This is a genomic window from Flavobacterium sp. FlaQc-47 (assembly GCF_044006475.1).
GTDB lineage: Bacteria > Bacteroidota > Bacteroidia > Flavobacteriales > Flavobacteriaceae > Flavobacterium.
The window spans coordinates 1,194,980-1,208,197 of sequence record NZ_JBIPCQ010000001.1; the positions used below are offsets into that span (position 1 = coordinate 1,194,980).

Genomic DNA, 13,218 nt, shown 5'->3' on the forward strand with positions numbered 1-13,218 from the left:
TCTCAGACTTTGCGGATTTTTGTATTCTATCTATTTATAATATTTGAACTTCAAAAAAGAACAAATTGTATTAATATGTTATTGCAGCAAATAGGGGATACTCTTTAATTTTTTCTCTTCCGTTCAGGAAAGATAATTCCATTAAAAAATTGCATTGTACAATTTCGCCGCCTAATTTTTCTACTAGTTCACAAACGGCTTTAGCGGTTCCGCCTGTTGCCAAAACATCGTCGTGGATCAAAACCCTGTCGCCTTTTTTTATTGCGTCTGTGTGCATTTCTAGGCTATCTGTGCCGTATTCTAATTCATACGAAGCCGAAATAATGTCATAAGGAAGCTTTTTTGGTTTTCTTACCGGAACAAAACCGGCATTTAATTCCTGTGCCAATAATATTCCGAAGAAAAATCCCCGACTTTCTGCGCCAACAACCTTGTCAATTTTTTGTCCTTTTAAGGATTCAACTAAAATGGAAAGACATTTTTGCCTTGCAATTGGATCATTTAATAGCGGAGTAATATCTTTAAACAAAATTCCTTCTTTAGGAAAACCCTGAATATCACGTATATAATTTTCAATCTTCATTTTTTTTTAATTTTATGTTATTTTATGCTTGTATATCTCACATTTCTTTCTATCTTTGCACCCGCAATAAGCGCTCAACAAAGCTACGAAAAATTAGCTTATTGAGAACAAAAGGCCTCGTGGCGCAACTGAATAGCGCACTTGATTACGGCTCAAGAGGTTACTGGTTTGAATCCAGTCGAGGTCACAAAACTAAAATCCCATTTCTTACGAAATGGGATTTTTTTTATGGTTATTTCTAGCGAATAATAGAATTAGAATCAATACGAAAGCGGATCAATTTCAAAACTGTGCAGAGAAAAAAATTACCAAAAAAATTACCTCAAAGCGCACAATGATTTTTACCAAGAAGGATGAATATAAACACAAAGTTCACGAAGTCATTTCAACATAAAGCTTTGCGAACTTTGTGTTTGTCAACACATTCTACGATAAAAAAATTTGCGTGCTTTGCGGTAAAAATCACACAGTGTATAAAGGATCAGGTGTAAAAGTTGGGAATTAGGCAAAAAAATTAGATAATCTGAATAAGAAGATTGCTGTCCCTTGTAATTAAAAACAAATAGAATCATGAAAAATACAATCAAATTATTAGCATTCCTATCATTTATAATAAGTAGCTGTCACGCACAGCAACTGGTACAAGTTCCGAATGACGCATATAAATTAAAGGCTAACGAACAAAATTTTATCAATAAACCTTTAAAAGATTTAATGAAAGAAATAAAACCAGAAGTAAAATTTGTACTGGGAACAGTAGATTCTCCGTCATACTTTACTTTTCGCTTTAAAAGTAGAGAAGAATTAAATAAGGAAGCAACTAATCCAAGTGCTATAGGATTGCATGTATATGTAAAAGAACCTCTAAATTGGCACTTTGATCAAAGATCCAAAGGAAACGAATACCAATGGACAAAAGAGGATCTCGAAAAATATGGTAATCTAACGATAATCCGTATTAAAGTTACTGGTAAAGATTAAAACCTATTTTAGTCCTCAATCGATTACTGATTGAGGATTTTTTTTAATATAAAATATCCTAAAGATTCATTTCACATTAATTATTGGGGAGAGAAAAAAATACTGCAGAGCTCACAAAGTTTTTTTACCAATTAGGATAAATATAAACACAAAGTCCACAAAGCCAGGTCAACACAAAGCTTTGCGAACTTTGTGTTTTTCAACACATTCTGCTATAAAAAACTTTGCGTGCTTTGCGGTAAAATCACACAGTATATAAAGGATCAGGTGAATACAAACACAAAGTTCACAAAGCCAGGTTAACACAAAGTTTTGCGAACTTTGTGTTTTTCAATACACTCAACGATAAAAACTTTGCGGTAAAATCATCCTAAAGCTCCACCTATTTTGGTTTGATATTTATTGCGTTACATGATTAATTTGGTTTGTTTTCTTGATTTTTTCAATACCTCTTTCTCTCATTAATTCTACTGCATCCAGCATTTTGATTAAATGAATATAGGATGTGGCATGGTCAGAGTCAGGATCTCCCGCTTGCGGAGACAATGCAAGGCGGACGATTTCAGATAGAAAAAATTCAAATTCTTCAAGCGTTTTTTCATCAAATGCTTTCTGAAACACAATCAAAGGATTATCGTATTCTTCTTTGGTGAGAGAAGAAAGATGAAAAACTGTTTCACAGTTTAAAGACGCGGTAACTATCCATTTTTTGCTTTTCTGTTGCAGGCAATAACAAGCTTTAATAAAAGAGCAAACGGCAGTATAAAACACAAAAACATTAGAAGGATTTTCCTGTTCGTACACTTTTGTTTTATAGCTGTAGATTACCACTTCGCTTAAATGGTGTTTGTAATAATCAAGATCTGCAAAGTCAAAAAAGGCATCAAATTCCTTAAACGGATTTCCTTTCACCAACTCTGCGCAAAAGCTGGTTTCAAATGATATTTTATTTTTTTTCATAATCAGGAGATTTAAAATTCACAAGCGAAATTCCGTTCTTTGAAAAGGGTAATCTATTCGAAAATCGGATATAATATCTGGCAAAAGAGGTGTTTTACAGGATGTTTTTTTATCTTTGAAAATCACGGTTTTTAATGCAAATGGCTTTATCTTTGAGCATCTAGAAAAATTGATATTCATTATGGAACAGAAAATACATCAGGGAAGAAACGTAAAACGCTTCAGAGAAATGCTTGGCATCAAACAAGAAGCATTGGCTTTTGATCTGGGAAATGAATGGAACCAAAAGAAAATTTCTATGCTGGAGCAAAAAGATGTAATTGAAGATAATTTGCTGAAACAAATCTCAAACTCATTGAGAATTCCTGTTGAAGCTTTTCGGAATTTTGATGAAGAACAAGCGGTAAATATTATTTCTAATACTTTTAACGACCAATCCAATGGGTACAATTATTATCCAACTTTCAATGTAAATCCAGTAGAAAGATGGATTGAAGCTTTAGAAGAAATTAAGCGATTGAATTTAGAACTTTTGAAGGCCAAGGATGAACAGATTAAGGTCTTGGAAAAATTATTAAACAAATAAATTTTTATAAGAGATATATTATTATTTACTAAATCTGATGATGTCTGGAAACGTGTGGTGAAAGGCGTTTTTATGTTTTTGATATTTTCGCTTTCAAAATTCCTTCTAAATCTTTTGCACTTTTTTTGCTTTCTATTTTGAATCCAAAATAAACCATTAGAATTCCGAGTGCTAACATGAAAAATGGAATGTACATAAAAAATCCACTTTCGGAATTTAAGTCATTTGTAAAAATTAAAGTATATGATGTTGCTAAACAAGCAATAAAAACACCTCCAAGCCAAATAATCATAAAAATTTTTACAATTTCAACAAGGTTCATTCTTATATTTATTTTTGAACCATTAATATCATTTTGAATTTCTCCTTGTATTACTGGTAAAAATGAATTTCTGTAGTTTATTGCTCTTTTTATTTCAAATGAATTGTTATATATTTTGCCAATATAAGGTTTAGAATATGAAAAACTTTTAGCACCAAATCCAAAAGATTTTTCTGCTTCAATTTCATTTTGAAGATGTGATAAAAGTTCTTCTTTAGTTAAGTTAGAACGATAAATCAACTTTTCAAAAGGTAATATTTTTTTAATCATCTATTTTTAATTATTTAAGGGTGAATAATATTACTCTGTTTTCTGTTTCATTGGTTCAGCATTAAACCAGATCGCGCGGATTTGTAATCCGTGACCTCAAAGTACATCTTAACAAATTTAAAAAAAAAGAAACTCTAGTTTTTAATTTATCTACCTGACATTAGCTTTTATTAATATAGGAACGGGCAACGGAAGAATTTTCGCGCTATCGTTGCGCAAATCTAATCAGAGTTCACACTTTAACAAATCAACAACAACCGATATTCTCCTTCATTTTCTATTGGCGCTCTGTGAATACAAGGCAGCACTTGTTGTTTTGGATGATCTACGGCAAGTCGCCAAAGATTTCCTAACCCTAAATTAAGGGGTGTTGCATCCTGATTTAGCTGATAATGCAAATCAAAATAATTTTCCTCCAGAAAGCTTTCAAATTCTTCATCTGGTCCGTCATGCAATTCTTTTAATTTGGTTCGGATTTCCGGAATGAGGATTTTTTGTTCTGCTTGCGAGTTAGCAATAATATCACTTGCCGCTCCGTGATAGGTACATAAAAAAGTATCGGTTGCAATGGGCGAACGATCCACATGAAACGAATACACATCAGTCGATATGAAATCAAATTCATCATCACGTTCATAACACTTTAGTAAATTAAGAGAAGGAGAAGCGCCAAAATCAGTTAATAATTGTATATCATTTAAGATTATTTCCCTTGCGGTATTTCCTTTTTCTGATAGTTGGAGCGCGATTAAATCTTCGGGATAAACTTCGGTTATATTTCCTTTTATAGATAACCGGGCTACAATCTCGTTAAAATCCCCATCCAAGTTTCGGTACCAGCATAATGCGTTCATTTCGCCCTTGAAATTGGTTTGTACAAGCTCAGAGAAAGTAGATACAGTTGCGATTTGGCTATTGTCAGAAAATGTATTGTTCATAGTGTAATAGTTAGAAGCTGGTCACTTCATGCATTACAAAATTATGTAATAGTATTTTAGTAAAGGTTAAGTATTAAAACAAAATTGTTTTAGTGAATTTAAACTAAGACAATTTTGTTTTTAATAGCATATAAAACCAAGCCTATTCTGGTTTTGATTTCTAATTTATCAAATAAACATTCCCTGTAACCGTCGATTGTTTTGGGGCTCAGACACATTTCTGAGGCGATTTCCTTGTATGTTTTTTCGGTACAGGCGTGTTTTATAAAAATGATTTCCTTGTCTTTTAAATTGATTTTTGTAGATTCATTATTCGCTTTTTTTACCAGCATTCCAGAGACTAATTCGGTAAAATAAAAGCCTTTTTCAATGACTGAAATCATACCATCTTTAAATATTTCCGGTGAGGTATCTTTCAGTAAATAGCCTTTGGCACCGTTAGTGAGCATTTTTATGATAATCTCTTCATCATCATTTACAGATAATGCGATAACTTTAAGTTCCGGTCTGTTTTCCTTAATCCATTTCATGGTACTTACACCATCGAGAACTGGCATATTTACATCAAGTAATATCAAATCAACATCTAAATCACTATTTTCCTGCAGGTACGAAATGAATACTTTTCCATTTTCAAAGCGATTAATTACTTCAAAATCTTTAAAACTATTGATCAAAAGCTGGAGTGATTGGGAAAAAAGCAAATGATCATCTACAATAATAATTTTGTTTTTAGGTTTCATTGGGTTTGGTTAAAGGATATTTTAAGGTTACGGTTGTTCCTGATGGGTCTGAATGCATAATTAATGTGGCTCCAATTAATTTAGCTCTTAATTTCATGTTGTTTAATCCAATTCCGGAATTTATAGTAAACATATTATAACCAATTCCAAAATCTTTAAATTTCAAGCAAAACAGAGTCGCTGTTGTTGTAATATTTACTTCAAATAAATCGCTGTGGGAATGTTTCAGGCTATTGTGCAATGCTTCCTGAAAAATCCTGTAAATAAATAAATCATGTTCCTCGTTAATGTGAGGAATTTCTCCGGTAAAGTTATAATTATATTGGATATTTTTCAACTTTTTTATTCGCTCCAGATCTTGTTTAATTGCTTCTATGAAATTAGTTTCCAGTAAGTTATCCTTGTTAATGATTCGGGATAAAATCCTGATTTCGTCTAATGATTTCGCCAGGATTTGTTTCAGGTCATTCAATTCTGCTTCATGAATCGGTTGTCCGGTATTGATGTACATATTAAGCTGCATAATACCAACAGATACAATTTGCCCAATATTATCATGCAGTTCCTTACTGATTTCGCTTAACGTCTGATCCTTAATTTCAATTCGGGTTTTGACTAATTCTGATTGAAAATAAAGTTCCGATTCCATTTTTTCGACCAGATAAGTATTCTTCTTCTTTAAGAAATAAAAGAAAATTACAAGCAGAATAACCAGTAAAGTAAAAAAAACAATACCTAATGAAATAACTAATAGTTGTATCTCTTTTCGCTCCATAAAAATCCAATAATAAAACAACTATGTGTTAGAAAATTTAAAATAAACAATACTAAACTAAATATGGATTCGTCTTGTTTGATCAGGAACCATTTTAAAGCCAGCATAAATGGTAAAAAAGGTACATGAAAAACTAAAATGCCTAATATGTACCAAAAAAACACTGATTTTTTAAAATTTAATATTTTATCCGAGTTAAAAATTTCGATTAAATATAAGCAAGATAAAATCATAACTGTCAGAACGCCAATAGCAAAACTGTAAATAAAGGAATGATTGATATCATCTATAAAAAATAAAATATTTAGAAAAAATGAAAATATAAATAAGATCAGGCCTAAAGATGCGGCTGTTCTGCTTTTGATATTAACCAATAGACTCTTTAACAGCAAAATATAGGCGGAGAAACTAAATAACATGTAAAAATTAAAGACATAATAGTTGAGTACGCCCGTCCATTCAGTAAAATGATAGCCAATTATTTCTACCAAAGCCGAAAACCATATTAAAGCAACTAACAATTTAGCCTTTTTACCGGGAAGTTTATGCAGGGAAATCAATCCGATACTTCCGGAAAATAAAGCTAAATAGACAATATAAAATCGTAAAAATTCAAACATAATTTTTTAATATGTTAATGCAGGCGGTCTTCCAATACTGCCATAATTCATTGGTTCAATAGTGGCTATATCTGCGTCTTCTTTTTCGCGAACAAGAGCAAAAGTCTGTACGTTTGCAGTATTGATTCTTTTTCTTTTGCCGGTTGCTGTTAAAAATAAAGTCATTAAACCCGCCTTATCCTCATATTTTTTGTCTTCCGGATATACGCCAAAATAAAAGCGGATTCCGTTTACGGTATATCCTGTTTTTTCCCCTTTGGTTTTGATATAGTGGATATAATTTTCGAGTTCTTCTATAGAAAACCAAACAGCATTTGAATCTTCTTTTTTAATGTATCTCGCAATTATGCTGGCTCTGTACCTCATAAAGTTCGAGTGTAATTCCTGACCGAATTTTTTAGTGATTAACTGAGTCGGTCTTTCTGTTTCTGTTTTCATAATCTTAAAATTTAAATTCAATGGTTAATGGTTAATGTATTGTTTCATAAAGTTTTAAATAAAAACTCAGGTCAAAATTATTTTAAAGCTACAAAGTAGGCAAGGGGAAATATACCCTTTTTTTGTAGGGTAAATTTATTCAAAAAATAGGGTTAAAGCACTGTTTCATAGTATTTTATAAAAAATGAATTTTACATCGTTCATTTTAGTGCACAAAATGGATAGGCGAAATCTGAAAAGCCTGTTAAAAGAGTAAGAATTAATTGTAATACTAAAAGTTATGAGTTTATATCATGAAGTTTTTCAAGGAGAATCATTCAGCGAAGACAATTATTTTGAAGCTGTGAGATATGTTTTAGGTCCGGAATATTCAAATCTAAATGAAAATGAATTAGAGGATGTACTATTGTCAAGAGTTGACCAGATGTCTGAAAGTGAGGCCGAGGGATTTTGGTCGAGTTTAGGAAATGTTGCCAGCAGTATTGGTTCCGGAGTTTTACGAGGAGTATCTGCAGTTGCTCCAATAGCAGGAACGGCGATAGGCACTTATTTTGGTGCTCCGCAAATTGGTGGAGCGGTAGGAGGATTAGTGAGTAATCTGGCGGGATCAGCCAGCACTGCATTAGATAACAGCCGCCAACAGCAAAGACGTCCACAGCCACAACAACAACAACAACAACGCAGACCTGCTAATAATTACAGACCGGCGCAAAATCCGTCGCCAATTGGTCAGGCATGGAGCAACACCACAAAATATCTGGCAGATGCGGGCAGGGCAGCACTTCCTGCAGTGCAGCAATATGTACAAAATAACCCTGTACAATTGCGTCCTCAGGCAGCACAGGATATTGGCAGGGTTCAGGGATTGTACAACCAGCTTGGAGGTGTAATCAACAATCCGCAATTTCAAGCCGGACAAGCACAACAAAGTTTAGGAACGGCAAGCCCAAATGCACCCATTGAAAGCCATTCGTTTGCAGAATTAATCGAAACCGTAAACTATCTCACAGAGAACATTCTATACGAATATTACAACGGTGGATTAATTCCTACCGAAGATTACTACGTGGATCAATACGGTCAGTTTGTGGGCACCAATACGCCAAACAGAATAAACAGACTTGAAAATTCTATTGCCAGTTTATAAAAAAACTTAAAAGTTATACTAATGGATGCTTACATAGAATATTTAAAAGAACATAATCCTGAAATGGCTAAATATCTTGAGATGATGCAGCCCATGATGGACAAAAAAGAACCGGAAGAACAAAAAGAGATTCCTCCCGTTGATTTAGAACTTGAAGAAAAAATCAGGAAACTAAAAAAAATTAATCACAAGCTTTTTACCATTATCGAGGGGCTGAAATTTCAGTTGGAATTTGAGTTGAATCAAAACGATGATTTAGCAAAAGCTATTGGTGCGTGTACAGAATGTTTTGGCGAAGATACAGATTGCCCGGAATGTTTTGGAACCGGAAAACCAGGCAATAGTATTCCGGATTTTATTCTTTTTAATAAATATATTCAGCCTGCCATCCAGAAATATAACAAACATTATTTCAATAAAAATTAACCTTTAAATTTAAAATTATGAGTTATTTCGAAAGTTATTTAGATGAAGATTTACTAAATGAAGACTATTATAATGAAGATTTGCTAAGCGAAGATTTATTAGAAAGCTATGATGAAAGTTATGATGAAGCGTCAAAACGCAGAAGACCATCGACACGCAGTATCAGACCAAATGTGAGTTCTGCTGTTAAACAAAGATCCAATTTTGGAAAAACATTAAGCGGAAGAGCGAACGACTATGCTACTAAAAGTGAGTTGAAAAAATCACTTGATGCCATTTCAAACCAGGTTAATGAACTTAAAAAAACTTCACTGGCAACCAATAAAGCCTTAGTTTCATTAGATCAAAAACACACTGAATTTGCGAAAATCGATGCCCGAAAAGGCGAAAACCAAACTAAGGTTTTAAAGAATATGCAAATGATGAGCATGATGGGATCACTCTTGAATCAGCCAAAATTAAAGCCTGAAAATCTGGAGATTGTGGCTGATACAAAAGATAAGGACGGAAATGTACTGAGTACTAAAATCGTTGAAAAAGCGAATACAAGTGCTATTTATGTCGATCAGACGATGTCACTGTTGTTGCCTATGATGACCACAATGGGAGATTCCGGATCAGGAAAATCAGACAACAATATGATGCTGCCATTAGTATTAATTATGTCTCAACAAAACAAGGATGCTACAAGCACTAACAACATGTTGCCATTAGCAATGGTGATGATGATGAACAAGTAATATTAAAAAAGGGCAGTTGATACCCAATTGCCCTTTTTATTTTGTTAACCTTAAAATTTTAAAAGATGAATCCATTTAATTTACTAATCAATTATGTAATAGCAAACAGCAGAGCAAGTTATTATAATGTTTCCGGAAATCAGGAAGTAACAAATACGGCTCTTTTAACAGGTATGATTTCAGAAAACCCTTTGCTGAGCTATTTAATTATTGATAACAAGGCAAAAACAGAAGGTGAGAATTCTGCCAGTCCGTTACCGGTAATAATTCCTCCTGCTACTCATGGCACTCCGGTATTATTACCTGCCGGATCAGGAAATCCGCAAACACCGGGTAAGGAAGAACCTGTAAAGGAAACCCCTTTGCCAGATAAAGGAACTGTAAGCATGGAAACCTTTGAGGCTTTTAAAACTAAGATTACTGAACGTAATGAAAGCTTAGATAAAACGATATTAAAAGAACTTTCCGGTTTGAGCAAAAAGATGGAAGACTTGGATAACGAAAAGAATCTAATAAATGAATCCATTTCAAGAATTGAAACGAGAGTAAATGAAATTGCCAATACTACTCAGTCAGCAAATACAAAACCGACTGAGCCTGACGTTAAAGCGCAATCTAAACCAAACGCAAAATGAAAACTTTAGCGGCTAATCAGGAAGTAAATACAGCTGTAATCGAAAAAAGATAAACCTTTAACTTCTCAGTTTCATTTAAAACATATAGAATCATGGATCCCAGACTTAAAATTATATTATATGGTAATCCGGACGAGGAATTGTCCTTGCTGATGCGTTTAGAGAAGGAAAAGGATTATCCGGAGCATTGTACCATTATTACAGAATTTGGCAAAATTGTAAGCATCACGACAAAACGACGCTTTTTGCTTTCTATCTACAACAGTAAAAAAGTAAAAAGCCTGAAAGCTCCCACTGTAGTTCCTGCCAATGATATTATAGAGCAATATCTTGAAAATCAGATTCTGGACAAAAAAACCGAGGTTTCCGGCAACGAGGTTTCAAATGTTATGTTTGGGATTATTGATTTTGGTTTTGACTTTACACATCCTGATTTTATTGCAGATGGAAAAACACGTTTTGAAAAAATCTGGGTACAATCAGATCCATACGATGGCAATCATTACGGCTACGGACGAATTATAACAAAAGAACAAATCAATGAGGCACTTCTGGATGAATTTCCGTTTAAAAAACTGGGCTACCATCCGGGTAAAACAGATTTATTCGGCAACGGGACACACGGCACGCACGTTCTTGGTATTGCCTGTGGTAACGGTGCTGTGGCAACAAAAAGTTTTGCACCAAATGTTCCTATTACGGCAGTTGATCTAGGACTGAACAATATCAACGGATCAAATTTGTCCTTAGGAGATTCTGTAAAAACGAGTCATGGATTGCACTTTTGTACCGCTACGGCAGATAAAAGGCCACTCGTAATTAATATGAGTTTAGGAGGTCATGGCGATGCTCATACAGGCGAAACCTTATTAGAGCAAATAATAGATCATATTTTAACGACCAGAAAAGGAACGGCGATCGTGCAAAGTACAGGAAACTATCATCAGGCAAATGTGCATACATACGGAGATATAAAACAAAACGAAAAAGTAAAAATTCCGTGGATGTTTAAGAAAAATGACCGTACACCAAATGAAATGGAAATTTGGTATCATGGTGATGATATTCTAAGTGTAAATATTTATGACGACAATCAGAATATACTGCTTTCTTCAACCCCTTTTAAGGATGAAATAATTACAAAAGACAATGATGAAGTCGGGATTTGCCTTCACAGGTGCAATGAACCCAATACCAGTAAAAATCAGATTAACATTTTGATTAACGGTAAATTAAACTCAAAATTCTGGACTATAGAACTGATTGGCAAAACGGTTAAAAACGGGCGATACCATTGTTATATTGAGCGTGATGATGGCGGACAGTCGATTTTTTTACCTGCAATTGCAAATAAAACCCATACTACTAATTCTATTTGCAATTCAAAATACAGTATAGTGGTTGGAGCATATAACCAGACAGATGAAACAAAATCTATCTTGTCTTTTAGCAGTTCCGGACCTACGGCTGATGGCAGGATGAAACCGGAACTTGTTGCCCCCGGTTTTAAGATAAAATCATCCTGTTCATCTTCAAGCAGAGAAAACAGGGCAGCAAATAAGTTAACATCAAAAAGCGGCAGCAGTATGGCAGCTCCTTATGTAGCTTCTCTGGTAATCAGGATGCTCGAAAAAGAGCCCGAACTTGATATTAAAGCTATCAGAAAAAAACTTTTTGCAGGCTGCGAAGCCCCTTTTTTCAAACAAAATAACTTCGAAGTTTTCAGGGCAGGACACGGTTATATCAATCCTGATAAAATAATATAAATCAGAAATAAAATGGAAAATTTAGTTTTGAATCCCCCGGTTATAAATCAAAATCGATCCACCGGAAATCCGCACGGGATATTAAATAATAGTGTTGGATTAAATGCGGCGAATAATCCCCTGGATGTAGTGCAAGTTCAAAAATATCTAAAAAATTTAGGATATCCTGTCCAGCCAAATGGCAGTATTGCAAACCATCAAACGGATGCCACCATTATTGCTATATTGAATTTTCAGGCCAATAATGGCATTCAGGTTACAGGAGCCATTTACCCTGACGATCAGTGCTACAATGTATTGAAACAACTCAACAGTACAAATGTTTTGCTGACCGAAGAAATTGATGAATCATTACATCAGCCTTTTTTTACGAATTCATTTATTTTTAGACGAAATGCCGGAAATGCAAATACGCTTAATGTGATTTTCGAAGGCGATTCCTGGCTTGATTATCCCGTACCGCGAATTTTAGATTTATATGATACCATTACAGATCATAATCAAAGACTAAACCTGAATTGTCTGCACCTGGCTAAATTTGGAGAGACAACATCACAAATGTATGCTGATAAAGCAAATTTTGTGCAATATGTAAGCAGTTATCGTATTGACCGTATTTATTTTAGCGGAGGCGGAAACGATGTTTTTCCTCAACTTGGCAGAATATTAAATTCAGGAGTAACTTTATTCAGCACTTCTTTTTTTACAGATGCAGCAAAATTAAACGAACTAAAAAGTATGTCTTCAGGTGATACCTTATATCAAAAATGTATTCATTACAAAAGATATCTCAATACTACTGCGTTTGATACAGCTCTTTTTAATACATTGAATCTCAATAGTATTTTTACCACTATTATGCGAAATTATCTTGGTTTTGGCAGTATAGTAAATACGCATGCAACGCCTGATACTATATTTTACATGCATAGTTATGATTATCCTTTGTTTAAACTTGGGGTAAGACCTTCTGTCGTTGGGGTCGATTTGCCTTTAGGTCCCTGGATAAAACCTGTTTTTGACCGATTGGGAATTACCGATGAAATTTTAAAATCGTATATTATTATACGCCTTCTGGATAAATTTTACGCGCTTTTATTGCGAATTAAAAGTCATTTCAGTTACTACGGATATCGTTTTCAATGCAGGATTATTGATTACCGCGGACTTTTAAATTCGTCTTCGTACTGGAGAGATGAAATTCATCCTAATTCAGCAGGAGCAAGAAGGTTGTCGACGCGTGTAAATTTCTAAAATAAAAAAACCCGACTTTACAAGATCGGGTTTC

15 protein-coding genes and 1 tRNA gene are annotated in these 13,218 nt (G+C 33.9%); 9 read left to right on the forward strand and 7 right to left on the reverse strand.

The features are described 5' to 3' along the window. Positions 1-70: 70 nt before the first annotated feature. Positions 71-583: an adenine phosphoribosyltransferase gene (locus ACHRVX_RS04980; protein ID WP_395329832.1), complete on the reverse strand. Its 513-nt coding sequence runs from the start codon at positions 581-583 to the stop codon at positions 71-73. A gap of 113 nt (positions 584-696) precedes the next feature. On the opposite strand from ACHRVX_RS04980, the gene ACHRVX_RS04985 reads away from it, so the two are divergent. Then, positions 697-770 (forward strand) — tRNA-Arg (locus tag ACHRVX_RS04985). Positions 771-1,153: 383 nt separating this feature from the next. Then, positions 1,154-1,564, forward strand: coding sequence for a hypothetical protein (locus tag ACHRVX_RS04990; RefSeq protein WP_395329834.1), 411 nt, complete (start codon positions 1,154-1,156; stop codon positions 1,562-1,564). Positions 1,565-1,963: 399 nt separating this feature from the next. Here ACHRVX_RS04990 and ACHRVX_RS04995 read toward each other — a convergent pair whose 3' ends face one another. Then, positions 1,964-2,524 carry a hypothetical protein gene (locus ACHRVX_RS04995; RefSeq protein ID WP_395329836.1) on the reverse strand — a complete coding sequence of 187 codons (561 nt, stop codon included), beginning with the start codon at positions 2,522-2,524 and terminating at the stop codon, positions 1,964-1,966. Positions 2,525-2,705: 181 nt separating this feature from the next. Between ACHRVX_RS04995 and ACHRVX_RS05000 the strand changes: the two genes are divergently transcribed. Continuing rightward, complete coding sequence (locus tag ACHRVX_RS05000; RefSeq protein WP_395329838.1) at positions 2,706-3,110, forward strand: helix-turn-helix domain-containing protein; 405 nt, start codon at positions 2,706-2,708, stop codon at positions 3,108-3,110. Between the two features lie 70 nt (positions 3,111-3,180). Here the strand turns inward: ACHRVX_RS05000 and ACHRVX_RS05005 are convergent, their stop codons facing one another. The 5 genes from ACHRVX_RS05005 to ACHRVX_RS05025 all read right to left on the reverse strand — a co-directional run bounded on the left by ACHRVX_RS05005 (position 3,181) and on the right by ACHRVX_RS05025 (position 7,216). Further along, positions 3,181-3,702, reverse strand: a complete 522-nt coding sequence (locus ACHRVX_RS05005; protein WP_395329840.1) for a hypothetical protein — start codon at positions 3,700-3,702, stop codon at positions 3,181-3,183. Between the two features lie 239 nt (positions 3,703-3,941). After that, positions 3,942-4,640 (reverse strand): DUF1826 domain-containing protein, encoded by a 699-nt coding sequence (locus ACHRVX_RS05010; RefSeq protein WP_395329842.1) that lies wholly within the window; start codon positions 4,638-4,640, stop codon positions 3,942-3,944. Between the two features lie 98 nt (positions 4,641-4,738). Continuing rightward, positions 4,739-5,383, reverse strand: coding sequence for a response regulator (locus ACHRVX_RS05015; protein ID WP_395329844.1), 645 nt, complete (start codon positions 5,381-5,383; stop codon positions 4,739-4,741). Next, entirely contained in the window at positions 5,373-6,032 is a 660-nt protein-coding gene (locus ACHRVX_RS05020; RefSeq protein WP_395329846.1) for a sensor histidine kinase, read from the reverse strand. Before ACHRVX_RS05020 ends, ACHRVX_RS05015 begins: the two co-directional genes overlap by 11 nt. Positions 6,033-6,784: 752 nt before the next feature. Further along, entirely contained in the window at positions 6,785-7,216 is a 432-nt protein-coding gene (locus ACHRVX_RS05025) for a hypothetical protein (protein ID WP_395329848.1), read from the reverse strand. A gap of 280 nt (positions 7,217-7,496) precedes the next feature. Between ACHRVX_RS05025 and ACHRVX_RS05030 the strand changes: the two genes are divergently transcribed. The 6 genes from ACHRVX_RS05030 (at position 7,497) to ACHRVX_RS05055 (ending at position 13,184) form a co-directional block, all read left to right on the forward strand. Continuing rightward, positions 7,497-8,363 carry a hypothetical protein gene (locus tag ACHRVX_RS05030; protein WP_395329850.1) on the forward strand — a complete coding sequence of 289 codons (867 nt, stop codon included), beginning with the start codon at positions 7,497-7,499 and terminating at the stop codon, positions 8,361-8,363. A gap of 21 nt (positions 8,364-8,384) precedes the next feature. Continuing rightward, positions 8,385-8,789, forward strand: a complete 405-nt coding sequence (locus tag ACHRVX_RS05035; RefSeq protein ID WP_395329852.1) for a hypothetical protein — start codon at positions 8,385-8,387, stop codon at positions 8,787-8,789. Between the two features lie 17 nt (positions 8,790-8,806). After that, positions 8,807-9,529 (forward strand): hypothetical protein, encoded by a 723-nt coding sequence (locus tag ACHRVX_RS05040; protein ID WP_395329854.1) that lies wholly within the window; start codon positions 8,807-8,809, stop codon positions 9,527-9,529. 65 nt (positions 9,530-9,594) lie between these two features. Beyond that, positions 9,595-10,164, forward strand: a complete 570-nt coding sequence (locus tag ACHRVX_RS05045; protein ID WP_395329856.1) for a hypothetical protein — start codon at positions 9,595-9,597, stop codon at positions 10,162-10,164. 92 nt (positions 10,165-10,256) lie between these two features. Then, on the forward strand, positions 10,257-11,930 hold the full coding sequence (locus tag ACHRVX_RS05050; RefSeq protein ID WP_395329858.1) for a S8 family serine peptidase: 1,674 nt from the start codon (positions 10,257-10,259) through the stop codon (positions 11,928-11,930). Between the two features lie 12 nt (positions 11,931-11,942). After that, positions 11,943-13,184 carry a peptidoglycan-binding domain-containing protein gene (locus tag ACHRVX_RS05055; RefSeq protein WP_395329860.1) on the forward strand — a complete coding sequence of 414 codons (1,242 nt, stop codon included), beginning with the start codon at positions 11,943-11,945 and terminating at the stop codon, positions 13,182-13,184. The last annotated feature ends 34 nt before the right edge of the window (positions 13,185-13,218 follow it).